The organism is Arcobacter siniprincipis (SeqCode), assembly GCF_048571125.1.
GTDB lineage: Bacteria > Campylobacterota > Campylobacteria > Campylobacterales > Arcobacteraceae > Arcobacter > Arcobacter siniprincipis.
In genome coordinates this window covers 3,114,364-3,140,074 of the sequence record NZ_CP182343.1, presented here as the reverse complement: position 1 = coordinate 3,140,074, position 25,711 = coordinate 3,114,364, and the positions used below count along the sequence as shown (strand labels likewise).

Sequence of the window (25,711 nt, the reverse complement as noted above, 5' to 3'; positions counted from 1 at the left end):
TATGAAAAGATATGATTTAAGACCATTAAAAGATGATTTCTACTCTAGAATGTTGGAACTTATGGATAAAGATATAAAAGATGGTGAAAATGCAATATTCCTTTTTGAAATAGGAGATTTTTCACATATTCAAAAATCAGCAGATGTGATTTATGAAGCTGGGTATACTTTAATGAACTCTTTAAAGTTCAATGAAGTAGATTGGACAATAGTTGTAAAAAAAGTAAAACCAGAAATAAAACCATTTGAAGAAGAACCAAAAAAAGAAAAAGATGAAGAAGATGAAGATGATGAATAAAAATACAAATTTAGAAATAGTTTCAAAAAGTGATTACATTATATGTTTAGGTTCAATGATTTCAAGAGATAACGAAGAAGTTAAAGATTTGATTTTAGAAGCTATTGCAAAAAATGAAGCAGAATTTATTTATATGCATCCTATAGATGATATTGATTTAAAACTTTTCTATACACAGTTTTTAAAGTATGAAGTTGGAAGCGAAGAGGGAGTTTTAGCTCTACTTTTAGATTTTTTTACAAAAAATAGAAGTGCTTCTTTAGAAAAATATTTAAAAGACTTAGATCATGGTTATATCTCCGCTGAAAGTAGTGCCGGGGAAGAAGAGTTTGAAGAGATGATTAAAAGATCTTTAGATAAAAAAAACAAAACTATAATTATAGGGCAAGATTTATTTACCCATGAAAGAGTAGACAATCTATACTCTATGCTAAAAGCTTTTGAAGAGTTTACTGATTTTAATGTAGTTATATTAACAGATGATGAAATAACTTCAAATGAAACTCTCGAAGATGTTGAAGAGTTAAGTTCATATAATGGAACAGTAATTTATAAATATAACACAGATGAAGATGATAGTTTTGTATATGGAAGTGAATCATTTGCTAGAGTTGCAAAAGTGCAAGATAAAGATGATATCTTTTTAAATTATGGAAAAGAATCTTTACAAAAAACTTTTGTCTTAGATAAAAACTTGCAAGGGACTATTGCAATTTGTGGTGTAAGTGAAGAAGATACTAGCTTCTTATCTTTAGGGTATAGGTATAAGCAAGTAAAAATTGAAAAGGTTGAAGAATGAGTGACTTGATTACTTTAACAATTGATGGCAAAGAGTTAAAGGCAAAAGAGGGTGATACTGTATTAAATATTGCTCGTGCAAATGGGATATTTATACCTGCAATTTGTTATTTAACTAGATGTTCACCAACATTAGCCTGTAGATTATGTTTAGTTGAATCTGATGGGAAACAAATCTATGCTTGTAATGCAAAAGTAAAAGCTGGTATGAGTATCACAACTACAACTGAAAATATTGAAAAAGAAAGAAGAGCAGTAATGGAAGTTTATGATGTAAATCATCCATTACAATGTGGAGTTTGTGATCAAAGTGGTGATTGTGAACTTCAAAATTATACTCTTTATCAAAAAGTAGATTCTCAAAGTTATGCCATAAGAGATGTAAATAGACCAAGACAACATTGGGGAGTAATGAATTATGACCCAGGACTTTGTATTGTTTGTGAGAAGTGTGTAACAGTATGTAAAGATATGATTGGTTCAAATGCTTTATCAACTGTAAAAAGAGGAGCTGATGCTCTTCCTAGTGTATTTAAAGCAAGTATGCCAAAAGATGCATATGCTATGTGGAATAAACTAAATAAATCACTTATAGGTTTTGAAGAAGATAAGTGTGTTGATTGTGGAGAGTGTATCTCTGTTTGTCCTGTAGGAGCTTTAGTATCAAATGATTTCCAGTATAAATCAAACTCTTGGGAACTTACAAAAATACCTGCAGCAAATCCTCACTCAAGTGATTGTGCCTTGCTTTATTATGAAGTGAAACATGAGTCAATAGTAAATCATAATGTGCAAAAAATCTATAGGGTTACAAATGAACATCATTATGCTTCAATAAATGGAGCTGCTAGATTTGGATATGACTTTGAAAATAGAGTTGAAAGTCAAAATGAAATAGCTTTTGATAAAGCAATTGAAGCCTTTAAAAAAGCAGATACTATTAAGTTTAACTCTTTTATTACAAATGAAGAGGCTCTTATTTTACAAAAGCTAAAAGAGAATTTTGGATATAAACTTATAAATAGTGATGCCTTAACTTATAAAAAATTCCTTGAAGCATATTCAAGTGTTAGTGGTAAATCACTTTATAGTGCAGATTTAAAAGATATACATAATTCTAACTTTGTAATTTCTGTTGGGTCTTATTTAAAATCTGATTCTCCAAATACAAAGTATGCTTTTAATAATTCAGTTGTTATAAATAAAGGAGCTGGATTATATTTTCATCCAATGGGCGACCCTGTAATGGAACAATGTGGTAAAAGGGGAAAAACTACAGAGTTTATTTATCATAATCCACTAACAGAAGAGTCTATTTTATACTTTATTTTAGATAGATTTGGTGAAAACTTGCCAGAAAATATTCAAACAACTCTTAACTCATATAAAGAGACAAGAGTTAAATCTATTACTGAGATGATAAAAGAAAAAGTAGTATCTATCGTAAAAGATGAAGAGAGTGATGAAGAAAAAGAAGTAACTAAGATGGTTCCTAAAAAAGTTACAAAAGAAGTTGAGTATGAATATACAAGATTACTTGATGAGATAAATGCAGATGCAACACTACTTGAAACTATTGAAGCTATGAAAGATAAAAAAGATAGCTACACCTTGATTTTAGGTGAAGATTTAATCACTCATCCAAATTCACAAAATCTTGCAAAATTAGCAGCCTTAGTAGAAAAATATACGCAATTTAAAGTTATGATTATCCCTACTTCTACAAACACTTTAGGTGTAAGTCTGATTTGTGATTTAGATGAAGAAGAAGGAAGTTATTGCGTAGGATACAATGTAAAAGCAGATTTCCAATTATCAGCTTTAGGGGACGGCAATTTAGATATGCCAGCTCTTAATCAACAAGAAGGAACATTTACAAATATAGATAAAAGAGTTGTTCCTACAAATGCAGCTTTACCTTATAAAGGCTATGTCTTGAATGATATTGCAAATAGTTTATTAGGAACAGAAGTTGAACATACCATTTCATATACAAAATCTTTACCAGTAGATAAAGGTTTCCAAGCAGTTGAATTTGATAGTTTAACTAACTACTTTGAAAATGATTGGAGTGAACATAGAGGTTATATTTTAAATACTTTTGATGTGGAAGCAAGTGATGAAATAGCTCAAAAACAAAATGTAAGTTTTGAAGTTACTTCTTCAGAAATAACTATTTATAAAGCAAACCCAATCAATCAATTTAATGAATTTACAGCAATAGCCCATGAGTTTAAAGATAATTTAGAAAGTGGAATGTTTGCAAATGAAGCATTTTTAGAAGAGTTGGAATTAAGTGCTGGAGATAAAGTGCTACTAAGTACAAATGGGACTGAAGTAGAAGTAAGTGTTTATACTGATAATCAAGTATCAGGGAAAATTGCATATGTGTCAAGCTTTGAGAAAGAGTTAAATACGAAGGCACTTTTCTCTGGATATAGATTTACAAGTGCAAATGTAAAAAAGGTGTAATATGGAGACAAGTATTATAATTGAAACAATTGTTAAAGCTATAGTTATATTAGCTGTATTTTCAGCAATTGCTGGGTTTACAACTTATATTGAAAGAAAAATATTAGCTTTTATGCAAAGAAGATTGGGACCTACAAATGTAGGGCCTTATGGGCTTTTACAAATTGTTTGTGATGGGATAAAACTATTTACAAAAGAAGATTTTATTCCTCAAAATGCTGTAAAACCAATCTTTATGATTGCTCCAATTATAACAGCAGCCACAGCATTTATTGCAATGACAGCAGTTCCATTTTTTCCAGAATTTGAAATTTTTGGATATACAATAAGACCAATTATTGCAGATATCAATGTGGGTGTTTTATTTGTAATGGGTGTGGCTTCAGTTGGACTTTATGGGCCTTTATTAGCTGGTATGAGTAGTGGAAATAAATGGGCACTATTAGGAGGGGCAAGAACTGCCATTCAACTTTTATCTTATGAAGTTGTATCTGGACTTGCACTTTTAGCACCTCTTATGTTAGTGGGTTCTTTATCTTTAATTGATATAAATGAGTATCAAAGTGCAGGATTTACTTCTTGGATTATTTGGACTCAACCTTTGGCTTTTATTCTTTTTGTGATGGCAGGATTTGCAGAGACAAACAGAACACCATTTGATTTACTTGAACATGAAGCTGAAATTGTTGCAGGTTATGCAACAGAGTATTCTGGAATGAGATGGGGAATGTTTTTTATAGGTGAATATGCAAATTTATTTACAATCTCATTTTTGATTTCACTGATTTTTCTTGGTGGGTACAATGATTTATGGTTTATTCCAGGTGGTTTAGCGATTATTTTAAAAGTATCATTTTTAATATTTTTCTTCTTATGGACAAGAGCTTCTTGGCCACATGTAAGACCAGATCAATTGATGTGGTTATGTTGGAAAATATTAATGCCACTAGCAGTAGTTAATATCTTACTTACTGGTGCATTTGTAATGATAGTTGGGAGTATAGGATGAATTTAGAAGATTTAAAAAATAGAAATATAAGCGAGCATGATTATATAAATATTCAAGATAATAGTTCTCCTGAAACTCCTTGGCAAGAATTTAAACAAATATTTAAAAGATCAATAAAAGGGGAACTTTTTACTGGACTAAGAGTTACTTTTAATATGATGAGAGAAGCTTTATTTAATAAACAAATGCACACAGTGCAATATCCTGCTGAAAAACTACCAATAGGACCTAGATATAGAGCTGTACATAAACTACTTGGTCTTTTAGAATCAGGTGAAAATAGATGTATTGGATGTGGACTTTGTGAAAAAATTTGTATTTCTGATTGTATTAGAATGGATACACGAATTGATGAAAATTCTAGAAAAGAGGTTTTAGAATATACAATAAACTTCGGTAGATGTATTTTCTGTGGATATTGTGCTGAGGTTTGTCCCGAACTTGCCATTGTTCATGGGGGAAGATATGAAAATGCAGGAGAACAACGAGCGCACTTTGTTGTAAAAGATGATTTATTAACTCCACTTGATAAATTAGCACAACAACAAGAGTATCCAGGTTTTGGTGCAGTATCTCCTGATGCTGATGAAAAAATCAAAAAAACTCCACTAGAGTATTAGGAGATATGATGTTTGAAATAGTAGCTTTTTATTTGTTTGCAATCTTGACAGTATTTATGTTTGGAATAACAGTATTTACAAATAATGCCTTATATGCACTAAGTTCTCTTGCAGCTGGTATGATTTTTATCTCTGCATTTTTCTTTTTGTTAAATGCAGATTTTTTAGGAATCGTACAAATTGTAGTTTATACAGGTGCTGTTATGGCTCTTTATGCTTTTGGAATGATGTTTTTTGATTCTATGAGTGAAGTAAAAGAAAAAATTCAAAATCCAAGATTAGTATTTTTATTTAGTGGATTAGCAGCACTTATTACGGTTGTAGCTTTTCTTTCTCCAATTATATCAACTAATATAATTTCTGATTATGCAGTTCATCCAGAGTATGGAAATACTCAAGATGTTGGGGTTATTTTATTTACAAAATTTTTAGTTCCTTTTGAAGTTGCAGCTGTGATGTTATTAGTTGCTATGATAGGTGGAATTATACTTGCTGGTAAAAAGATGGATGTATCATATTCAGAACTTAGTGAAGATGAAATAGATGCCCTTGAATCATCAAATGAAAAGGATAGCAAATGAGTTTAAATGAGTATTTAATACTTTCATCACTTCTATTTTGTTTAGGTTTAGTAGGTGTGATTAGAAGAAAAAATCTTTTAATGCTATTTTTTTCAACAGAAATAATGTTAAATGCTGTGAATATCGGACTTGCTGCTGTTTCACATTTCCATCAAGATTTGACAGGTCAAATGTTTGCATTTTTTATAATAGCAATTGCTGCAAGTGAAGTTGCTGTTGGTTTGGGATTATTAATTTTATTATATAAAAGAAAAAATTCTATCAACTTAGATACTTTACAAAATATGGAGGGGTAAATGGAAAAATTTGTATATATTGCGTTATTTGCTCCTTTAGTTGGTTCAATAGTTGCCTCACTATTTTCAATGAAACCTAAAACTTTATTTACTGGGATTTTCACAAGTTTGATGTTAGCTGTTTCTATGGTTGCTTCATTGATTTTACTTTTTAATATTATTTCATCAGATGAGATAATAAGTGTAAAACTTATGGATTGGATAGTAATAGGAAATCTTAGTATTCCTTTTGGTTTTGTAGCAGATGCAGTTAGTGCTACGATGATGGTAGTTGTAACTATTGTTTCAACTATAGTGCATATTCATTCAATTGGTTATATGGATCATGACAAATCATTTAATAGATATTTTGCTTGGTTATCAGTTTTTGTTTTTTCTATGATGATATTAGTTATGAGTGATAACTTTGCTGGATTGTTCATTGGATGGGAAGGTGTTGGTCTTTGTTCTTGGGGACTGATTGGATTTTGGTACCACAAAGAAGATAAAGCAAAATCAAAAGATGTATACACTTCACCATATTCTACTCTTTCACCTTACTCTTCAATCTCACCTTCATATGCAGCAAATGAAGCTTTTATTATGAATAGAGTTGCAGATTTAGGTATGTTAGTTGGAATATTCTTGATTTATTGGAATTTGGGTTCATTACAATATGATGTAGTATTTGCAAATATTGGAAGCTTATCCCATGGAATTATAATAGCAATTGCAATTTTCCTTTTTATTGGTGCTATGGGTAAATCAGCACAATTTCCATTTAATCAATGGCTTGCAAATGCAATGGAAGGTCCAACTCCAGTATCTGCACTAATTCATGCCGCGACGATGGTAACAGCTGGAGTTTATCTACTAGTAAGAGCAAATGCAATTTTTACCGCTGTTCCTGAAATAGGATATGGAATTGCTTGCCTTGGTGCTTTTGTTGCAATATTTGCAGCATCTCAAGCAATGGTAGCTTCTAATATCAAAAAAATTATTGCTTTTTCTACTTTATCTCAACTTGGGTATATGTTTGTAGCAGCTGGTCTTGGTGCCTATTGGGTAGCACTATTTCATTTGGCAACACACGCCTTTTTTAAATCAGTTCTTTTCTTAGGGGCTGGAAATGTTATGCATGCTTTAAATGATGAGATAAATATAAAAAATATGGGTGGGTTGTATAAGCATATGAAAGGCACTGCTATTATTATGATAATAGCTTCAGCTGCTCTTTCAGGTATTTGGCCACTTGCAGGATTTTATTCTAAAGATTTAATCTTAGAAGTTGCCTTTGGAGCCCATGAATATATTTTATGGACTATTCTTTGGGTAACAGCTGGGTTAACAGCATTTTATTCATTTAGACTTGTTATGTATGTATTTTTTGGTGAAGAGAGATTTAAAAAACTTGATTATCATCCCCATGAAACTTATAGCTTTGTAATAGCAGCTATGAGCCCACTTGCAATACTTGCAATTGTTACAGGTTGGTTTAAAGATTCTTTTGAAGAGATGATAATAAAAGTATTGCCAGGATTAAATGTTCATGTTCATGAAGAAGTTGTACTTGTACTTATTCTTGTAACAAGTGCAATGGCAATCGCTGGAGTCTTATTTGCAACGCTTAGGTATGTAAAAGCAGGTACTTATTTTAGTGAAAATGTAAAAGATAGCTTTTTTTATAAACTATTGGCAAATCAATATTATATACCTCATTTTTTAGAGTATGTAATTACAAGACCATATTTGGCAATAAGTAAATTTGCATGGAAATATATTGATCTTAAAATTATTGATTTTATTGTTGATGGTATTGGAAAAATGGTTTATGCATCAGGTAAAGGGGTTAGACCTCTTCAATCAAGTAATTTATCGACACTATTAAAAGTGATGGTTTATGGGTTTGTTTTATTATTAGTTCTAAGTGTAGCGCTTGGGTTTTTAAAGTAAAGGGTTAGAAAGTATGGAACATATTTTATCAATTTTAATATTTTTTCCGGCATTTGCTGCATTTATAGGGTTTTTAGTAAAGAGTGATTCTATTAGAACTTATGCAATTATCGTAACAGCCGTTGAGTTTTTCATTTCACTATTAGTTTGGTCTGGCTTTGATAGCTCGATGCCTGATATGCAGTTTTTAGAAACAGCACCATTAATTGATGCTTATGGAATAAACTATGTTGTAGGAATAGATGGTATTTCACTATTTTTAGTTCTTATGACTACTTTTATGACTTTTATATCAATTATAGGACTAACTGAAAAAAGAGCTTTAAAAAACATGATTATTACTGTGTTATTTTTAGAAATGACTATGGTAGGTGTATTTTTAGCTTTAGATGCAATTGTATTTTATTTATTTTGGGAGTTATCACTTATTCCAATGCTTTATATAATCGGAGCTTGGGGTGGAAATTTAAGAATTTATGCTTCAATTAAATTCTTTATTTATACTTTCACTGGTTCTTTAGTTATGCTTCTTGGTATGCTTTATTTAGCTTATGTATATTATGTGACAGCAGGTTCATGGAGTTTTAATATTTTAGATTGGAATATGCTTATTCTTCCATTTGATATGCAACTTTGGTTATTTGTAGCCTTTTTCTTAGGCTTTGCGATAAAAGTTCCAATGGTGCCATTTCATACTTGGCTTCCATATGCACACGGACAAGCTCCAACAATTGGTTCGGTAATCCTTGCAGCAGTATTGCTTAAAATGGGAACTTATGGATTTATAAGATTTTCACTTCCACTATTTCCAGATGCAACAGTATATTTTATGATACCAATGGCAATATTAGCTCTTATAGCAATAGTTTATACAGCAATGGTAGCTTATGCCCAAGAAGATATAAAACAAGTAATTGCTTACTCTTCTGTATCACATATGGGTGTTATTATTTTAGGAACATTTGCTTTAAATGTAGAGGGAATTGGTGGTTCAATTTTCTTAATGATTTCACACGGTATTGTTTCAGGAGCTCTGTTTATGCTTGTAGGTGTGATTTATGATAGAAGACATACTAAAATGATGAGTGAATTTGGAGGCTTGGCTAAGGTTATGCCAAAGTATGCAACAATCTTTGCAATTATGCTTATGGCTTCGATTGGTCTGCCTTTAACTATTGGTTTTGTGGGAGAGTTTTTATCTTTATTGGGATTCTTTAAAGTATCACCACTTTTTACCATAATTGCTGGACTCACTATTATCTTAGGGGCCGTCTATATGCTTGTATTATATAAAAAGACTTTTTTTGGACCAATAACAAATACAAAAAATGAGAGTTTAGAAGATGCAAAGGGGCGAGAGTTAGTTGCACTTATTCCTTTAGTTGCTTTGGTTATTATTTTAGGAATTTATCCAAAACCTATTTTAGAACCAGTTAATACTTCTGTGAAACATTTAGTTCAAGTTATGCAAATAAAAGCACAGCAACCAGCTTCTAAAGTACAACTTATGTCGTCAAATACAATTGGGGAGGCAAAATAATGATACCAGCTATTTCAATTGATTTTGCAAATTTAAATATTCAAACTTTAGTTCCTATGTCAATTGCCATTGTAGGAGCTTTAATTATTTTATGCATAGATTTGGCAAATAAAAAACTTGACAAGTCTTTGTATATTATGTTGGCTGTTTTATTTTTAATAGTAGATTTAGTAGCAGTAGTAACTTATAATGGTGATGTTAGAGGTATGTTTGACTTGATGATGATTGATGGTATTTCAATTCTTGCTCAAGCAATTATGGTAATTGCTTCTATCTTATTTATATTATTATCATTTACAAAACAAAGATTCAATGAACAACGATATCCAGAATTTTATGCCTTATATTTATTTATGATTGCAGGTTTTCAATTTATGGTTAGTTCTGATTCACTAATTTTGATATTTGTAGGACTTGAAACAGCCTCAATGGCACTTTATACAATTATTGCTATGCACAATAGAGCAAACGCAATAGAAGCTGCAATAAAATACTTCACAATGGGTGCTCTAGCCGCTGCTTTTTTTGCTTTTGGATCAATGATTTTTTATGCTATAACAGGAACCGTAGAGTTTGGTAAGATTTCTGAAGTATTGTTTACAAGTGATTTTGAAAACTATCCTCTTATATTACTTGGAATTGTATTTATCTTAGCTGCTCTTGGATTTAAACTTTCTTTAGTACCTTTTCATGTTTGGGTTGCAGATGTATATGAAGGCTCAACTGCTTCACTTGCAGGGTTCATGTCAATTGTTCCAAAAATAGCAGGTTTTGTTGTAGCTTTAAGATTTTTTGAGATATTTGTCTCTTCTGGAAATATGTTTGTGGAAGCTATTTTAATAGCTATTGTTGTATTAACAATGACTATTCCAAATGTAATAGCCCTATTGCAAAAAGATATAAATAGAATGCTTGCATACTCTTCTATTTCAAATGCAGGTTTTGCCTTATCTGCTATTATGATAGGTACAACGCAAGCAACTACTGCTATGTTTTTATATTGGATTTTATTTTCAGTTACAAACCTTGGGGCTTTTGCTATGTTATGGCTAAATAGAAGTAAAGATTATCATACTTTTAATACAGACCATGCTTTAGAAAAATATGCTGGACTTATTAAAATATCTCCTATGACTGCTGTTATTTTTGGTTTATTTTTACTCTCACTTGCTGGGATTCCTCCTTTTGCACTATTTTGGGGGAAAATGTATCTTTTAGGAGCAGCTGTTAATGGTGGATATATGGTATTAGCACTTATTATGGCTTTAAACTCTGCTATTGCAGCTTATTATTATCTAAAACCAATAGTTTATATGTTCTTAAAAGAACCAAGTGTTGAGGGAATAAAATTTATGGTAAATGCTACAACTACTAGTAAAGTGATTGTTGCCTCTTGTGCAGTGTTTATGATTATTTCAATATTCTTTATTCAAAATATACTTGAAACTATCTCTTACTATATTCAAATAGCTGGATATTAAATCAATCACAAGGTCATAAATATGACCTTGTGAAGAGAGTTATTGGTTGGAATTATTCATTCCTTTTCCCATACCTTTTTGATTCATGTTTTGTTTCATATTTTTCATTTGACCTTCTAAAAGTTCTTCTTTACTTAGTTTTTTATCCCCATTTGTATCAAAACTTTCAAAAGTTGGAGCATTTGCTGCATTTTTCATTCTCATACCTTGATTTGCCTTTGCTTCCATTTTTTTTGCTCTTAAATCATAAAATTCAGATTCAGATACAAAACCATCATTATTTGTGTCATACTCTTCAAAACTTGAAGGTCCTCTTTGTGTATAATCAGTAGCATTAAGTGTTGAAACTAATGTTGCTGCTGCTAAAAGGCCAAGGACTAATTTACATGCTTTCATAATAATCTCCTTAATTAGATTAACTAATTATACTCTCTTAATAAAAAGAAAGCAAAGCTTTTGAATACTCATTCATATTTTTATATAACCAAAGATAAAACCATAACTTGATACAATCTTTTTCATAAAAAAAGAAGGATAGACTTTGAGAAAAATTAGTGTTGCACATTCACCAGACGCCGATGATATATTTATGTATTATGCTATAAAATTTGGTTGGGTTACTCCAAAAGATACAATATTTGATAATATTGCAGATGATATTGAGAGTTTAAATCAAGCTACTATAAATGGTGAATATGATATTTGTGCAATCTCTTTTGCTTTATATCCTTTTGTAAAAGATGATTATGCACTTTTAAAAACAGCAGTTTCCTTTGGTAATGGCTATGGACCAAAATTAGTAAAGAAAAAAGAGACAAAATTAAAGAAAAACTTCAAAGTGGCTTTAAGTGGAGAATATACAACTAATGGACTTCTATTTAGAATCGCTTATCCAGATGCAAGAATTACTTATATGAACTTTTTAGATATAGAACAAGCTGTAATTGATGGTACTGTTGATGCAGGTGTTTTAATCCATGAATCAATTTTAAATTATGATGATAGTTTAGAAGTTGAACGTGAGATTTGGGATATTTGGCAAGAGTTAGCTGGAAAAGATTTACCTCTTCCCCTTGGAGGAATGTGTTTAAGAAGATCAATTCCACTAAATTATGCAATTGATTATGAAAATACTCTAATAAAAGCAGTTCATGTTGCAAATAAAAATAAGAAAATATTATCTGATATGTTATTGGAGCGAGGACTTATAAGAGTTGATGCTCCAACACTTGATAAGTATTTAGATCTTTATGCAAATGATGATTCTATAAGTTTGAGTGAACTTCAATATGATGCTTTAGATAAGCTATATGAACTAGGGTATAAACATGGCTTCTATAATAGTCTTGTAAAATCAAGGGAGTTTTTAATTCCAAGTGAATATGAAGAACTTCGTAATAAATAATAATGAATAATTACAAAAAGAGTATAGACTTTTCAAAGTATTCATCAATTCATATAGGACCAACATTAGAGGTGTTGGTTATAAATGAGATAGGAGATTATAAAGAATATCAAATAATTGGTCGTGCAAATAATCTTTTAGTCTCAAATACTCCTCCAAAATTTGCAGTTTTAGGTGAAGAATTTGATTATATAAAACAAGTTGATGATAAGCTTTATGTTGGTTGTGCTACAAAATCTGGTAAACTTTTATCTTATGCAAAAAGAAATAATCTAGCAAATTTTGAATTTCTTGGAAAACTTCCTGGAAATCTTGGTGGTTTGATTAAAATGAATGCAGGTTTAAAAGAGTGGGAAATCTTCAATTATATAGACTCAATAAAAACAAAAGATGGTTATATTAAAAAAGAAGATGTACAATACGGATATCGAAATACAAATATAGATACTATAGTTTATGAACTTGTATTTAATATAAGTAGTGGATATAGTAAAGAAATGAATGAACTTTTTACAAAAATGCGAAACAATCAACCACAAACTTCTAGTGCGGGAAGCTGTTTTAAAAACCCAATAGGAGATAGTGCGGGAAGATTGATAGAGCAAGTTGGCTTAAAAGGTTTTAGTAAAAATGGAATGTCTTTTTCGAAAGTACATGCTAATTTTTTAGTAAATAATGGTGGTGGAACTTTTGAAGATGCTATTTATTTGATAAATATTGCAAAACAGAGAGTAAAATCAGAGTTTAATATTGATTTACAAACAGAGGTAATAATTTTTTAGATAAAGATGTTAATTTTAAAGCTTAAGTGCTTTTAATCTAATTATGTTAGAATTCTTGCTCAAAAAAAATCAGAAGGGTTATTTTTATAGTGAAAAATTTAGTTATCGTCGAATCACCAGCAAAAGCAAAAACAATTTCAAAATTCTTAGGATCAGATTATAAAGTTATGGCATCTATGGGCCATGTAAGAGACTTACCAAAGTCAAAATTAGGGTTTGACCCAGCTGATAACTTCAAACCTCAATATCTGATTTCCACGGATAAAAGAAAAGTAATTGCTGATTTGAAAAAAGAGATAACAAAAGATACAACTATCTACCTCGCAGCCGATGAGGATAGGGAGGGAGAAGCTATTGCTTGGCATCTTATCCCTGCACTTAAAGTTGAAAAAAATCCACTAAAAAGAATCGTATTTCATGAGATTACAAAGGGTGCAATTTTAAAAGCCCTAGAAAATCCAAGGGAAGTAAATCAAAACTTGGTTGATGCCCAACAAGCAAGAAGAATCTTAGATAGAGCTGTTGGATATGAACTTTCGCCACTATTATGGAAAAAAGTAAGATATGGACTAAGTGCTGGAAGAGTTCAAAGTGTTGCTGTTAGAATAATAGTTGATAGAGAAAATGAAATTAGAGCCTTTATTCCAGAAGAGTTTTGGAAAATAAAAGCTGATTTTATAAATCCCCAATTAAATACTGAATTAGCAAAAATCAATGGAAAAGTTAAAAAAGTCAAAAATGAGCAAGAAGCAAAAGAGATAGAAGCTTCAATAAATCAAGGTGATTTTGAACTTTTTGATATAGATGAAAGTGAAAGCAAAAGAAATCCAGCAGCGCCTTTTACAACTTCAACATTACAACAAGAAGCTAGTAGAAAGCTTGGATATTCTGTAAAACAAACTATGGTAATAGCTCAACAGCTATATGAGGGAAATATTCAAAATATTCCAAATCATACAGGTGGTTTGATTACATATATGAGAACAGACTCCTTAAATCTTTCAACAGTTGCTACAAGTGCAGCTAAAGAAGTGATTGAGAAAACCTATGGAGCTGAATATAGCCTAAAAAGCCCAAGAGTGTACAAATCAAAAGCTAAAGGGGCACAAGAGGCTCACGAAGCTATTAGACCTGTAGATTTAAGTTTAAAACCAAGTATGATAAAAGCTTATGTGGATAATGCACAATTTAGACTTTATAGTCTTATTTGGAAAAGAACACTTGCTACTCAAATGCAAACTGCAAAAATAGCAAATACTACATATAAAATAAGTGCAGGAAAAGATAAAGAGTATGAATTTCAAGTTAAGGGACAAAGAATTATTTTCCCTGGATTTATGAAAGTTTATACAGAAGGAAGTGATAATCCTGAATCTGCACTTGATAGTAGTGAAAAAATATTACCATCAATTAAAGTTGGAACAAAATTAGATTTAGAAAAATTAGATTTAGAACAAAACTTTACAAAACCACCAGCAAGATATACAGAAGCTTCACTTGTAAAAAAATTAGAGAGTGAAGGAATAGGAAGACCATCAACTTATGCTCCTACGATTTCTACTATTCAAGCAAGAGAGTATATAACTAAATCAGAAGATAAAAAACTTATACCTACACCAACTGGTGAAATTGTGAATTCATTTTTAACTGACCATTTCCCTAATATTTTAGATTTAGGGTTTACGGCAAAAGTTGAAGAAGAGTTTGATGATATTGCAGATGGTAAAATTGCTTGGCAACAAGTAATGAAAGACTTTTATGGGGATTTCAAAAAAACTATCGATGAAAAAGAAGAGAGCGTAAATAAAGAAGACTATTTACAAATAAGAGAAATAGGAACTGATCCAAAATCTGGAAAACCTGTAAGTGCAAGAGTAGGAAGATTTGGGCCATTTGTTCAAATTGGAACAAAAGATGATGAAGAAAAACCTCTTTTCGTAGCGATTCCAGCTCATCTAAATATGGATACAATTACTATGGATGAAGCGATGTTTTTATTTACTCTTCCAAGAGTTGTAGGACAAACTGCTGATGGTGAAGATATTAAAGCAAATATTGGAAGATTTGGTCCATATTTACAAGTAAAAACAAAATATTATTCATTAAAAGAAGATGATCCCTATAAAGTTGAACTACCAAGAGCTTTAGAAATAATAAAACAAATTGATGAAGAAAAAGCAAAAGCTACTATTAAAAACTTTGAAAAAGAAAAAATTCAAGTTCTTGATGGAAGATATGGACCTTATATCAAACAAGGTAGAAAAAACTATAAAATACCAAAAGGTAAAGATGCTGCAGCTTTAGAGTTGGAAGATTGTTTAAGTATTATTGAAAATGACTCAAAAACTTCAAAAAGAGCACCAGCTAAAAAAACAGCTGCTGCAAAGACAACGACAAAAACAGCAACAAAAAAAGCTCCTGCGAAGAGAGCTCCTGTAAAAAAGACAACAACAAAGAAAACAACTGCTAAAAAAGAGAAATAAACTTGAAAGTAGCAGTTCTTTCTGATAGTCACAATAAAGTTGATTTTACAAAAGAAGCTATTGATTTTTTAAAATTACAAGGTGCACAGTACTTGGTTCACGCAGGTGATTTATGTTTGAAAGAAAATTTAGAATTATTAAAAGAGTCAAGTTTGCCTTATGTGTGTGTTTATGGAAATAATGACAACTCTTTAGTGTATCTTTCAAATGAATACAAAATAGAAAACGAACCTTATTTATTTAAAATTGAAGATGTAAAGTTTAAACTTATGCACTTACCTTTTTATCTAAATGGGGATAGTGATGTAGTGATTTTTGGACATACTCATATATTTGAAAGTGACTATAAAGAAGGTACTTTATTTTTAAATCCTGGTGAAATATGCGCTAGAGAGAAACCTTTGAGTGAGTGTGTATTGTTGGAAATTAACCCAAATGAGTATATAATTAATTATTACTCAAGAAATATTAATGAAAAAGAATTTTTAAAAAAAGAGATTAGATATGAACGAAAATAAAGAAATATTTTTATGTGCTATTTGTAATATTGAAAGTGGTACATGTAATGAAGACTGTAAATTTTGTACACAAAGTGTAAAATACAAAGCAGATATATTAAGATATAAAAGAAAAGAGATAGAACAAATTGTCCAAGAAGCAAAAAGAGCAAAAGCAAATAATGCTAATGGATTTTGTTTAGTAACTGCTGGAAAAGGTTTAGATGATAAGAGACTAAAGTTTGTTGTTGAAGCTGCAAAGGCTGTAAAAAAAGAGAATCTAGGACTTATATTAATTGCTTGTAATGGAACTGCAAGTGTTGAGCAACTTCAAACATTAAAAGAAGCTGGTGTTGATGCGTATAATCATAACTTAGAAACAGCAGAAGATTATTATCCCCAAATTGTTACAACTCATACTTGGCAAGAGAGATATCAAACCTGTAAAAATGTAAAAGAAGTGGGATTAAGACTTGTCTGTGGTGGAATTTTTGGTCTTGGTGAGACTCAAGAGCAAAGAATCTCTATGCTTGAATCAATCGCATCATTAGAACCTATGAACGTACCTTTAAACTTCTTTCATCCAAATAAGGCTTTGCCAATTGTCGAAAATAGTGTTACAAGAGAAGAGGCATTTGAATTAATTGCGCTAGCTAGAAAAATGGTGCCAAATGCTATGAAAATCATGGTTGCTGGTGGAAGAGAGTTAATGTTTGGAGAAGAACAATATAAAATCTTTGAAAAAGGTGCAAATGCCTTTGTTATTGGAGATTATTTAACAACTGCTGGAAAATCTCCAATTGAAGATATGGAAGAACTTGAAAAGTTAGGCTTTAAAATAAAAAGAGAAAGAGATTAAAACAGGAAACTAAATGACAGATGAAATCCTAATAATTATTACAATCTCAACTATAATTTTTATATCTCCGTTAGTATCAAAGTTTACTAAAATACCAACGGTTCCTGTTGAGATTATATTGGGTGCTCTTGCTGTATATTTTTCACTTATTACAGAACACACTATTTTTGAGTTAGTTGCAGAACTTGGATTTTTATATTTGATGTTTTTAGCAGGGCTTGAAGTTGATTTAAGAAAGATAATAGATTCAGACCCTTTGATTTTGAAAAAATCACTTGTTTATAATGCTATATTATTCTCTTTATCTTTTATTATTACTTGGTACTTTGAATTAAGTAATATTTTTGTAGTTACTCTTCCTTTGATCTCTATAGGTATGTTAGCTGCACTTAAAAAAGAGTATGGAGAAGAGGATTGGGTATCTTTATCTATTCTGATAGGTCTTGTTGGAGAGATAGTTTCTATTATAGTTTTAACAACAGTTTCTGCTGGACTTGAAGTTGGATTTGGCTGGGAATTTGCAAAAACAATGATGTTATTTACAGCTTTTTTAGTTGTGTTGATAATTATATACAAGATATTTCATAATTTATTATGGTGGTATCCTGAGATAAAAAGATATCTTATGCCAGATGAAGATCATCAAGAACAAGATATTCGTGTTTCTATGGCTATTTTCTTTTTATTGATTACTATAATGATTTATCTGAAACTTGAAGTTGCATTTGGAGCATTTATTGCTGGAACTTTTATCAAAACTTTTTTTGAGCATAATAAAGCACTTCCCACAAAACTAGAGCATTTTGGGTTTGGTTGGCTTGTGCCAATATTTTTTATTCATGTAGGTACCTCATTTGAGTTACAATCTTTATTTCATGATGGATTATTTGTAAAAGCTTTGATGATAGTTGTAGCTATGATTTTCATACGATTTGTAGCATCATTTTTATTTATGAAAGATTTAAAGGGAGGAAAGTTTTTATTGATAGGACTTTCTCATTCAATGCCACTTACTCTTTTAATAGCAGTTATTACTCTGGCATATCACAATCATAGTATTACGCAATTTTATTATTATGCATTTATATTAGCTTCTATTTTAGAAGTTCTAATTGTAATGATAATAATAAAATTATTAAATACCTTATTGTTTAGGAAGAATATAAACTAAAGTATCATCAAAAGAAACATCATAATTTGAAGGCATATCTTCTACTTCTACAACAACTCTAAAAAAGTGTTCTTCTCCATGATTCCCCACAGTTATTTTTTTGAAGTTAGTAGAATCTAAAACTATATTTTTAGTAAAAAATGAAACATTAGCTTTAAAATCAATGATTAATTTTTTCTCATTTTCTAGATAAAATTTTTTCATAATTTTATATTTTGTATTTAAAGCCATTTTATCATTTGAGTATTCAAGTTTTAAAAATGGTAGTATTTCTACATTTTTTACATCCATTTTTGTGTCATCTTGCATAGTAGGAGTTTCCGTCTCATTTGGCATAATTTCTGTTGTAGCTCTTGGCTTTACATAAATTACAGGGCCTCTTTCTTCAAGTTCTTTAGCTTTTGTGATTGCTCTTTCTTTTGCTAATTTTGCTTCTGCAGCTTCTTTTTTAGCAATTGCAACTTTTTTTAGAGCTTCTTGAAGCTCCTTTTCTTTTCTTAGTTGAGCTTCTTTTTCCATTTGCTCTTTTTTCAGCTCTTCTTCACTTTTTGCAACAGCAGTAGGAGCTGGTTTATTTACATCACCTTCTCTTAATACAGGAGTCATATCTTCTGTTTGAATATCTTGGTTTTTCTCCATAAATTCAGGTGGATAGTTTTGATCTATTTCCATAAGTCTTGCAACTTCATCATTATATGCTTTTGTTGGCATAAACGGATTTTCCCTTGCTTCTAAAGAAGCAACCATTAATAGTGATGTAACAATTAAAGATAAAGATTTCATTCTTCTGGCTCCAAATTTTTTAATTCAAAATATTCTTTTTGTAATCTCGCATTACTCTCTTGAAGTCTATTAATTTCACTAATCAAATAAGACCTTTTATTTTTAAGTGACTTATAGACCTCAAAAGAATTTACTCCAAAGAGTAAGTTTGCCACATGATAGCTTAGAAAAAGTGTAATAGCAATAGAAATTATTGCTATTACAGTAAATCGTTTGACCTCTTTACTTATAAAACGATTACTTTTTTCTGCCATATTATTCTACTACTATTTTTTGAAAAAAGGTTGTTTCCCTAAATATTCAGCATATGCTATTTCAGAACCGATTTCCAATAATCTATTATACTTAGCGATTCTATCACTTCTTGCTGTACTTCCAGTTTTGATTTGTCCACAATTTAATGCCACTGCAAAATCAGCAATAAAGGCATCTTCAGATTCACCAGATCTGTGTGACATAACACAATTATAATTGTTTCGTTGTGCTAGTCTTATTGTTTGCATTGTTTCACTAACTGATCCAATTTGGTTTGGTTTGATTAAAATAGAATTTGCAATTCCTTTTTGAATTCCTTCTGCTAGGATATTTGCATTTGTAACAAATAAATCATCACCTACAAGTTGAATTTTAGAACCAAGTTCTTCAGTTAATATTTTCCAACCATCCCAGTCATCTTCACTCAATCCATCTTCGATAGATACAATTGGGTATTTTGAACATAAATCAGCATAATAAGCAACTAACTCTTTTGAAGTTAATTCTCTATTTTCAGATTTTAATACATAAAGACCTTTGTCATTTATGATTTCTGAAGCTGCAACATCAAGTGCGATTGCAATTTGTTCACCAGCTTTGTATCCAGCTTTTTCTACTGCTTTTAAAATAACTTGAATAGGTTCTTCATTTGATTTTAAATTTGGGGCAAACCCACCTTCATCACCAACTGCAGTTGATTCACCCATTTCATCAATTACTTTTTTAAGGTTTTGATAGATTTCAGATACTGCTCTTAATCCATCATTGAAGTTTTCAAAACCAACTGGCATAACCATATATTCTTGAAAATCAACAGAATTATTTGCATGTTCTCCACCATTTATGATATTAAACATAGGTACAGGCATAGTCATAGCATTTGCCCCACCTAAATATCTATATAAAGGAATTTCTAAAGATGCAGCAGCAGCTCTTGCTACAGCCATAGAAACACCTAGAACTGCATTTGCACCTAGGTTTGAATAATTACTTGTTCCATCTATATCTTTCATTGTAGCATCTATTTCTGCTTGATTATATGGGCTTAAACCGATTACTTCATTTGCAATTGTAGTATTTACATTTTCAACTGCTTTTAAAACACCTTTTCCTAAAAATCTATCATCCCCATCTCTTAATTCTAGTGCTTCTCTTTTTCCAGTACTTGCCCCACTTGGTACAATCGCACTTTGTTTTGTACCATCACTTAAAATTACTGTTGCTCTAACTGTTGGATTTCCTCTTGAATCTAATACTTCATCAGCATAAATGTTATCAATATATACCACGTAGGTCTCCTATAAATATTTAAATTTATATTATTTTATCTAAAATTTTATTTTAAAGTTCTTTTGTGGTTTGAGGTATTTGTGATTATTTGGGGTAGTTTTGGATATTGTAGTAATAAAAGGTTTTAATCTAAGAGAGTTTTCTCTTAGATTAATCTTCACCTTCTTCTGAACTTTCATCGCCATCAAATGGTACAGCATCATTTACTCCCATAGCTTCAAGAATTTTATCTTCAATCTCTTTTGCTATTTCAGGATTATCTCTTAAGAATACTTTTGAGTTCTCTTTTCCTTGACCGATTTTACTGTCATTGTAGCTAAACCAAGCTCCAGCTTTATCAACAATATCAAGTTTAACACCATAATCAACAAGTTCTCCCATTTTTGAGATACCTTCTCCAAACATAATATCAAACTCTGCTTGTTTGAAAGGAGGTGCAACTTTATTTTTTACAACTTTTACTTTTACTCTATTTCCAATAGAATTTTCAGCTTGTTTAAGTGTTGCTATTCTTCTAATATCAAGTCTAATAGAAGAGTAAAATTTAAGTGCATTTCCACCAGTTGTAGTTTCTGGACTTCCATATCCTGTCATTCCAATTTTCATTCTGATTTGGTTGATAAAGATTACAGTACAGTTCATTTTATGTAAAATACCAGTAATTTTTCTTAAAGCTTTACTCATAAGTCTTGCTTGAACACCTACTTGTTGGTCATCCATATCACCATCAATCTCTACTTTTGGAGTAAGTGCTGCAACAGAGTCAATTACTATTAAATCAACAGCCCCACTTCTAATAACAGTTTCTAGTATCTCTAAAGCTTGTTCTCCAAAATCTGGTTGAGAAACAAGTAAGTTATCAGTGTCTACTCCTAAATTTTTTGCATAAACTACATCAAGTGCATGTTCTGCATCAATAAAAGCACAAACTCCACCTTGTCTTTGACATTCTGCTATTGCATGAAGAGTAAGTGTAGTTTTACCTGAAGATTCAGGTCCATATATTTCTATTACTCTTCCCTTTGGTAACCCTCCAACCCCTAATGCTAAGTCAAGTCCCAATGAACCTGTACTTATAGACTCAACTGGAACTGTTTCTTTATCCCCTAATCTTACTAGTGAACCTTTTCCGAAAGCTTTGTCAATTTGTTTGATTGCTAAGTCTAGTGATTTTTTTTGATTATCATCCATAATTTTTCCTGCGTGTTATTTAATTTTGTGTAATTCTATCAGAAAGTTTTTTAATTAAGAAAAATTATTACAAATTGCAATAAAATTTTATTCTTTTTCTTTTTTATTTATCTCTTCATCAATCTTTTGAATGTTTTCAATTGTCTTAATATGGGAATTAACTCTTTTTTTCATAGTAAATTTTTTTATGTGCTTTGCTAGTATCTTAGTATATTTTTTATAATTCCTTGAACCTTTTTCAAAGCTTGCAAGTTTTTTTTGAATTTTAATAATATCTTCTGGAATGAAATTTTCTGACATAAAATACCTAAGTTTGAATTTATTAAATTATTACATATTTGCTCTTAAAATAAAAGTTAAATAATATATTGGGTAAAATTGAACATTATAAATAAAGGCTTTTAATGTTTAATGATAAAAATATTTTAATTACTGGTGGAACTGGAAGTTTTGGTAAAAAGTTTACTAAGATGATACTTGAAAAGTATAAACCAAATAAAATAATAATTTATTCAAGAGATGAACTTAAACAATACGAGATGTCCCAAGATTATAACAATAAGTGCATGAGATACTTTATTGGAGATGTAAGGGATGCAAGTAGATTAAAAAAAGCTATGAATGATGTAGACTATGTGATTCATGCAGCAGCTTTAAAACATGTACCAATAGCAGAATACAATCCAATGGAATGTATAAAAACAAATATTGATGGAGCACAAAATGTTATTGATGCAGCCATTGATAATAGGGTGAAAAAAGTAATTGCCTTATCCACTGACAAAGCAGCAAATCCAGTAAATCTTTATGGAGCAACAAAACTAGTATCAGATAAGCTTTTTGTAGCAGCTAATAACTTAGTAGGAAAAAGAGATATCTCTTTTTCAGTAGTAAGATACGGAAATGTTTTAGGAAGTAGGGGTTCAGTTGTTCCTTATTTTGAAAAACTAATTAAAAATGGAGCTGAATCTTTACCAATCACAGATGAAAAAATGACAAGATTTATGATAACACTTGAACAAGGTGTTAATTTTGTACTTAAAAATTTTGAGAGAATGAAAGGTGGAGAGATTTTTGTACCAAAAATTCCATCTATGAAAATAGTTGATTTAGCAAGTGCAATGGCACCAAACTTACCCCATGAAATAGTTGGAATAAGACCAGGAGAAAAACTCCATGAAATAATGTGTCCATCTGATGATTCCCATCTAACAATAGAATTTGAAGATCATTTTGTAATTGGACCTACTATTAAGTTCCACGCTGTAAGAGATTATTTTGAGAATAATTTAGGAGAAAAAGGTATTCAAGTTGAACAAGGCTTTGAATATAATTCGACCAAAAATAGTGAGTGGTTGGGTGAAAAAGAGTTTTTAAATTTAATAAAAAAGATTTAAGAAAGGAAAAAATGACAAATATAATACTATGTGGAGGAAGTGGAACTAGACTATGGCCAATAAGCCGAACTCTAATGCCAAAACAGTTCGTAAAATTATTTAATAAAAAGTCACTTTTTCAATTGACAGTAGAACGAAACTCAAAATTATGTGAAAATCAATTTATAGTTTCAAATTCAGAACAATATTTCTTATCTTTAGACCAATTGGAGGAGATGACAAAAAAAGATACTAAGGTATCTTTTGACTCATCGAGTTTAAATAAAATAAATAATAAATATCTTCTAGAGCCAATAGGAAGAAACACTGCACCAGCAATTGCCTTAGCTTGTATGGACTTGCCTAAAGAAGAGATAATGTTAGTAACACCCTCAGATCACCTAATAAAAAATGAAATAGAATATAAAAAAGTTATAAACCAAGCAAAAGAGTTTGCGAATGATGAAAAATTAGTAACCTTTGGAATAACTCCAACTTTTGCAGAAACTGGATATGGATATATTGAATCTGAGAATAAATATGATGTAAAAGCCTTTCATGAAAAGCCAGACTTAAATATAGCAACACAATATTTAAAAGCAGGTAATTATTACTGGAACTCAGGAATGTTTATGTTTAAAGCAGGAGTATTTCTAGATGAACTAAAAAAATATTCCCCAGAAATTTATGAAAATTCTTTAATAGCATTTAATAATGCAAATAAAGAAAATATAATAAGAATAAAACATGAAGATATGATAAATATACCAGAAGATAGTATAGATTACGCTGTAATGGAAAAATCAGATAAAGTAAAAGTAATCCCCTCAGATATTTCGTGGAGTGATGTAGGAAGCTTTGATAGCTTGTATGATGAACTTCCAAAAGATGAAAATAATAATACAGAAAATGAAAATCATATTTCAATAGATTCAAATAATAATTTAATCTATGGAAATGATAGAAAAATAGCAACAGTAGATATAAAAGATTGTATTATCGTTGATACTGGTGATGCACTTTTAGTTTCAAAAAAAGGTTCTAGCCAAAAAGTAAAAAAAGTGGTTCAGAAACTAAAAGAACAAAAAAGTGAACTTCATAATGTACACTTAACATGGCATAGACCTTGGGGGACATATACTATTTTAGAAGATAGCCCTGGTTATAAAATAAAAAAAATAGAAGTAAAATCAGGAAAAAGATTATCTTTACAAAAACATTTTCATAGAAATGAACATTGGATAGTAGTATCAGGATGTGCAACAGTTACAATTGAAGATAAAACATTTATTTTAAATCCAAATGAGTCAACATACATAAAAGCAGGACAACTACATAGACTTGAAAACCAAGGTAAATTACCATTAGTAATTATTGAAGCCCAAGTTGGTGAATATACAGGTGAAGATGATATTGTTAGAATTGATGATGATTTTAGTAGAAATAGTTAAAATAGGATAGAAAAAGAATATGGCAAAACAAAAAGTAGCACTAATAACAGGAATAACAGGACAAGATGGAAGTTATTTAGCAGAGTTTTTACTAAAAAAAGGTTATGAAGTACATGGTATAAAAAGAAGAAGTTCACTTTTTAATACAGATAGAATAGACCACCTTTATGAAGATCCTCATGTTGAAAATAGAAACCTAATTTTGCACTTTGGTGATATGACAGATTCTATGAATCTTACTCGTATTATTCAAGAAGTAGAACCCGATGAAATATATAACCTAGCTGCAATGAGTCATGTTGCCGTTTCATTTGAAACACCAGAATATGTTGCAAATGCAGATGGAACAGGAACACTTAGAATTCTTGAAGCTGTAAAACTATTAGGACTTACTAATAAAACAAAAATCTATCAAGCTTCAACATCTGAACTTTTTGGAAAAGTACAAGAAACACCACAAAGCGAAACAACACCTTTTTATCCTAGAAGCCCATATGCAGTAGCAAAGATGTATGCATACTGGATAACAGTAAACTATAGAGAAGCATATGGAATGTTTGCTTGTAATGGAATTTTGTTTAATCATGAAAGTCCTGTTAGAGGGGAAACATTCGTAACAAGAAAAATAACAAGAGCAGCATCTAAAATAGCATTAGGATTACAAGATAAACTTTACCTTGGAAATCTAGATGCAAAAAGAGATTGGGGACATGCAAAAGATTATGTACGAATGATGTGGATGATTTTACAAGCAGATGAGCCAGAAGATTGGGTTATAGCAACAGGTCAAACGACAACAGTACGAGATTTTGTAAAATTGGCATTTGAATATGCAGGTATTACTTTAGAATTTAAAGGTGAGGGTGTTGATGAAAAAGCTTATGTTACTTCTTGTTCAAATTCAGATTATCAAATAGAAATAGGTAAAGAAGTAGTTGTAGTAGATCCAAGATACTTTAGACCAACTGAAGTAGATTTATTGCTAGGGAACCCTAGTAAAGCAGAAACAAAATTAGGATGGAATAGAGAGTATAAATTACAAGATTTAGTGAATGATATGATGAAATCAGACTTAAAACTAATGACAAAAGATGTTTACCTAAAAGATGGTGGATATAAAACTATGAGTTATTTTGAATAA

Annotated in this window: 25 protein-coding genes; 19 read left to right on the top strand and 6 right to left on the bottom strand. The window is 30.5% G+C overall.

The annotated features are described in order from the left end of the window. Position 1: 1 nt before the first annotated feature. From ACNI3D_RS16020 to nuoN, 10 genes are read left to right on the top strand one after another with little or no spacing between them, the layout of a single operon-like run. Complete coding sequence (locus ACNI3D_RS16020; protein ID WP_419767688.1) at positions 2-298, top strand: NADH-ubiquinone oxidoreductase subunit E family protein; 297 nt, start codon at positions 2-4, stop codon at positions 296-298. Next, entirely contained in the window at positions 273-1,097 is an 825-nt protein-coding gene (locus ACNI3D_RS16015) for a hypothetical protein (protein WP_419767687.1), read from the top strand. The genes ACNI3D_RS16020 and ACNI3D_RS16015 overlap by 26 nt, the downstream gene beginning before the upstream one ends. Next, the gene (locus tag ACNI3D_RS16010; RefSeq protein WP_419767686.1) at positions 1,094-3,568 is read left to right on the top strand and encodes an NADH-quinone oxidoreductase subunit G; all 2,475 of its coding nucleotides are present in this window, start codon (positions 1,094-1,096) and stop codon (positions 3,566-3,568) included. Before ACNI3D_RS16015 ends, ACNI3D_RS16010 begins: the two co-directional genes overlap by 4 nt. Position 3,569: 1 nt before the next feature. Next, a complete protein-coding gene (gene nuoH / locus ACNI3D_RS16005; RefSeq protein ID WP_419767685.1) occupies positions 3,570-4,577 on the top strand; it encodes an NADH-quinone oxidoreductase subunit NuoH in 1,008 nt (335 codons plus the stop codon). Next, positions 4,574-5,197, top strand: coding sequence for an NADH-quinone oxidoreductase subunit NuoI (gene nuoI / locus ACNI3D_RS16000; RefSeq protein WP_129100842.1), 624 nt, complete (start codon positions 4,574-4,576; stop codon positions 5,195-5,197). Before nuoH ends, nuoI begins: the two co-directional genes overlap by 4 nt. 8 nt (positions 5,198-5,205) lie before the next feature. Further along, positions 5,206-5,778, top strand: a complete 573-nt coding sequence (locus ACNI3D_RS15995) for an NADH-quinone oxidoreductase subunit J (protein WP_129100843.1) — start codon at positions 5,206-5,208, stop codon at positions 5,776-5,778. After that, on the top strand, positions 5,775-6,074 hold the full coding sequence (gene nuoK, locus ACNI3D_RS15990; RefSeq protein ID WP_129100844.1) for an NADH-quinone oxidoreductase subunit NuoK: 300 nt from the start codon (positions 5,775-5,777) through the stop codon (positions 6,072-6,074). The genes ACNI3D_RS15995 and nuoK overlap by 4 nt, the downstream gene beginning before the upstream one ends. Next, a complete protein-coding gene (gene nuoL, locus ACNI3D_RS15985; protein ID WP_419767684.1) occupies positions 6,075-8,006 on the top strand; it encodes an NADH-quinone oxidoreductase subunit L in 1,932 nt (643 codons plus the stop codon). It begins immediately after the preceding gene. A 13-nt stretch (positions 8,007-8,019) separates the two neighbouring features. Further along, a complete protein-coding gene (locus ACNI3D_RS15980) occupies positions 8,020-9,546 on the top strand; it encodes an NADH-quinone oxidoreductase subunit M (protein WP_419767683.1) in 1,527 nt (508 codons plus the stop codon). Beyond that, positions 9,546-11,027 carry an NADH-quinone oxidoreductase subunit NuoN gene (nuoN, locus tag ACNI3D_RS15975; RefSeq protein ID WP_419767682.1) on the top strand — a complete coding sequence of 494 codons (1,482 nt, stop codon included), beginning with the start codon at positions 9,546-9,548 and terminating at the stop codon, positions 11,025-11,027. The genes ACNI3D_RS15980 and nuoN overlap by 1 nt, the downstream gene beginning before the upstream one ends. 39 nt (positions 11,028-11,066) lie before the next feature. On the opposite strand, the gene ACNI3D_RS15970 is transcribed toward nuoN, so the two are convergent. Further along, entirely contained in the window at positions 11,067-11,423 is a 357-nt protein-coding gene (locus ACNI3D_RS15970) for an EF-hand domain-containing protein (RefSeq protein WP_419767681.1), read from the bottom strand. A gap of 145 nt (positions 11,424-11,568) precedes the next feature. On the opposite strand from ACNI3D_RS15970, the gene ACNI3D_RS15965 reads away from it, so the two are divergent. The 6 genes from ACNI3D_RS15965 (at position 11,569) to ACNI3D_RS15940 (ending at position 18,224) form a co-directional block, all read left to right on the top strand. Then, on the top strand, positions 11,569-12,432 hold the full coding sequence (locus ACNI3D_RS15965) for a menaquinone biosynthesis family protein (RefSeq protein WP_419767680.1): 864 nt from the start codon (positions 11,569-11,571) through the stop codon (positions 12,430-12,432). A gap of 2 nt (positions 12,433-12,434) precedes the next feature. Next, positions 12,435-13,214, top strand: a complete 780-nt coding sequence (locus ACNI3D_RS15960) for a UDP-N-acetylmuramate dehydrogenase (RefSeq protein WP_419767679.1) — start codon at positions 12,435-12,437, stop codon at positions 13,212-13,214. Positions 13,215-13,303: 89 nt separating this feature from the next. Next, the gene (gene topA, locus ACNI3D_RS15955; protein ID WP_419767678.1) at positions 13,304-15,697 is read left to right on the top strand and encodes a type I DNA topoisomerase; all 2,394 of its coding nucleotides are present in this window, start codon (positions 13,304-13,306) and stop codon (positions 15,695-15,697) included. A gap of 2 nt (positions 15,698-15,699) precedes the next feature. Beyond that, positions 15,700-16,215, top strand: a complete 516-nt coding sequence (locus ACNI3D_RS15950) for a YfcE family phosphodiesterase (RefSeq protein ID WP_419767677.1) — start codon at positions 15,700-15,702, stop codon at positions 16,213-16,215. Next, on the top strand, positions 16,202-17,053 hold the full coding sequence (locus ACNI3D_RS15945; protein WP_419767676.1) for a biotin synthase: 852 nt from the start codon (positions 16,202-16,204) through the stop codon (positions 17,051-17,053). Before ACNI3D_RS15950 ends, ACNI3D_RS15945 begins: the two co-directional genes overlap by 14 nt. A gap of 13 nt (positions 17,054-17,066) precedes the next feature. Continuing rightward, positions 17,067-18,224, top strand: a complete 1,158-nt coding sequence (locus tag ACNI3D_RS15940) for a cation:proton antiporter (protein WP_129100854.1) — start codon at positions 17,067-17,069, stop codon at positions 18,222-18,224. On the opposite strand, the gene ACNI3D_RS15935 is transcribed toward ACNI3D_RS15940, so the two are convergent. From ACNI3D_RS15935 to ACNI3D_RS15915, 5 genes are all read right to left on the bottom strand, one after another. Then, positions 18,198-19,007 (bottom strand): AMIN domain-containing protein, encoded by an 810-nt coding sequence (locus tag ACNI3D_RS15935; RefSeq protein ID WP_419767675.1) that lies wholly within the window; start codon positions 19,005-19,007, stop codon positions 18,198-18,200. The two genes, ACNI3D_RS15940 and ACNI3D_RS15935, sit on opposite strands and share 27 nt — an antisense overlap. After that, positions 19,004-19,261 carry a septum formation initiator gene (locus tag ACNI3D_RS15930; RefSeq protein WP_129100856.1) on the bottom strand — a complete coding sequence of 86 codons (258 nt, stop codon included), beginning with the start codon at positions 19,259-19,261 and terminating at the stop codon, positions 19,004-19,006. Before ACNI3D_RS15930 ends, ACNI3D_RS15935 begins: the two co-directional genes overlap by 4 nt. A gap of 12 nt (positions 19,262-19,273) precedes the next feature. After that, entirely contained in the window at positions 19,274-20,551 is a 1,278-nt protein-coding gene (gene eno / locus ACNI3D_RS15925) for a phosphopyruvate hydratase (protein ID WP_419767674.1), read from the bottom strand. A 151-nt stretch (positions 20,552-20,702) separates the two neighbouring features. After that, positions 20,703-21,743 (bottom strand): recombinase RecA, encoded by a 1,041-nt coding sequence (recA, locus tag ACNI3D_RS15920; protein ID WP_419767673.1) that lies wholly within the window; start codon positions 21,741-21,743, stop codon positions 20,703-20,705. 87 nt (positions 21,744-21,830) lie between these two features. Continuing rightward, entirely contained in the window at positions 21,831-22,043 is a 213-nt protein-coding gene (locus tag ACNI3D_RS15915) for a hypothetical protein (protein WP_419767672.1), read from the bottom strand. A 104-nt stretch (positions 22,044-22,147) separates the two neighbouring features. Between ACNI3D_RS15915 and pseB the strand changes: the two genes are divergently transcribed. Genes pseB through gmd form a run of 3 tightly spaced genes read left to right on the top strand, consistent with a single transcriptional unit; the run spans position 22,148 to position 25,711 of the window. Beyond that, the gene (gene pseB / locus ACNI3D_RS15910) at positions 22,148-23,140 is read left to right on the top strand and encodes a UDP-N-acetylglucosamine 4,6-dehydratase (inverting) (protein ID WP_419767671.1); all 993 of its coding nucleotides are present in this window, start codon (positions 22,148-22,150) and stop codon (positions 23,138-23,140) included. An 11-nt stretch (positions 23,141-23,151) separates the two neighbouring features. Beyond that, positions 23,152-24,570 carry a mannose-1-phosphate guanylyltransferase/mannose-6-phosphate isomerase gene (locus ACNI3D_RS15905; RefSeq protein ID WP_419767670.1) on the top strand — a complete coding sequence of 473 codons (1,419 nt, stop codon included), beginning with the start codon at positions 23,152-23,154 and terminating at the stop codon, positions 24,568-24,570. A 19-nt stretch (positions 24,571-24,589) separates the two neighbouring features. Continuing rightward, entirely contained in the window at positions 24,590-25,711 is a 1,122-nt protein-coding gene (gene gmd / locus ACNI3D_RS15900) for a GDP-mannose 4,6-dehydratase (RefSeq protein WP_419767669.1), read from the top strand.